At 69.8% G+C, this 1,406-nt stretch carries 1 protein-coding gene; it reads right to left on the bottom strand.

Features of this window, described 5'->3' with window-relative positions:
• Positions 1 to 41: 41 nt before the first annotated feature.
• Positions 42 to 1,154 (bottom strand): IS110 family RNA-guided transposase, encoded by a 1,113-nt coding sequence (locus tag QSK25_RS45200; protein WP_285647882.1) that lies wholly within the window; start codon positions 1,152 to 1,154, stop codon positions 42 to 44.
• Positions 1,155 to 1,406: the final 252 nt, after the last annotated feature.

The raw sequence follows: 1,406 nt of genomic DNA, 5'->3' as shown, positions 1-1,406 counted from the left end.
CCAGCGCCTCGCAAGGGCCCCGAAGATGCTCCTATGGATTGTCAAGCTGTGCTGGGTATGGCGGCGAGGTCTGCGATGAGGCGGGGATAGATCTCGCGGGCGAGGTAGCGTTTGAGGCAGCGGATGAGGTGTTTTTTGTTGCTGCCGTTGGGGTTGAGTCGTTGTTCCAGGTAGGTGCGGGTGGGTTCGTGCCAGGCCAGGCGGGTCAGCACGATGTAGTAGAGCACCGAGTTGGCCTGGCGGTCGCCTGTGCGGGACAGGCGATGCCGTCCCGCGGTCTGGCCGCTGCCGCAGTCCTGGGGTGCGACGCCGGTCAGGCGGGCGAACGCGGCCTCGCTGTGCAGCCGGTCCGGGCCGGCGGCGGTGAGCAGCAGTTGCGCGGCGCGGCCGGGACCGACGCCGAACAGGCCACTGGTGCGTGGGGCGATGTGCTCGACCAGGGCGTGCAGGCGGGCGTCGAGTTCACGGATGCGGGTGGTGTGGCCGGTGATGGTGCGGGCCAGCTCACCCAGCACGTGTTCGACGGCGGTTCCGTGGTCGAGCATAGTCGTGGCGGCCTGAGCGGCCGGGACCGGTTCGAACCCGGCGCACCGGGCGATCAGAGCGGTGTCGTTCAACGGTTCCAGCCGCTCGCGTAGTCCGGGCGGGGCGGTGACGAGCAGGGCTTTGAGGGTGTTGATCGCGGCGGTGCGGGCGTGGGTCCAGAGTCGGCGGGCCTCGCGCAGCACCCGCACCGACTCGACCGGGCCGGTGCGGGGTTTCGGGAGGGTGGCGGCCTCGCCGGACTGGGCGGCGGCCGCGGCGGCGATCGCGTCAGCGGGATCGGACTTACCTGTGCGGCGGCGTCTCTGCCGGTTCGGGCGATCCACCTCCACCACCCTGACACCGCGGCCGGTCAGGAACCCGGTCAGGCCCGCGCCATAACAGCCGGTGCCCTCGACCCCCACCAGAGCGATCGGCCCGAACCCGGCCAGCCAGGCCAGCAGCGCCGCATAACCGGCCAGCGTCGCGTCGAACCGTGTCGTGCCCAGCACGCGGCCCAGCCCGTCCACCGCGGCCGCGACATGGAACTTCTTGTGCGTGTCGACCCCGCCGGTGATCTCCCCGACCGGCACCACCGGGCCACCGATGCGCGTACTCCGCGTTTTTGCCATCCTGGACACCGCCATCCTGTTCGCGCCAACGGACGAATGGCGCTCGCCCCGACCCGGCGATCGGACACGACAGTGATCAGCGGCCTGCGCCAACAGGCTCCTATGAAGTCACGGTCGCCGGGCCCGGTGAACACCCTGGCAGCGGTCCCCACCAGACCAGACGACAGATCTTCGGAAAGACACAAGGTCAGTCAAGCCACGAGTCAGACCAGCCCAGCGAGAACCACCACACACATCCTCACTGTCAAGCCC

Origin of the sequence: Lentzea sp. NBRC 102530 (assembly GCF_030269365.1) — a bacterium.
Lineage (GTDB): Bacteria > Actinomycetota > Actinomycetes > Mycobacteriales > Pseudonocardiaceae > Lentzea.
Note: the sequence above shows the minus strand (reverse complement) of the source record. Positions and strands in the feature narration are given on the sequence as shown.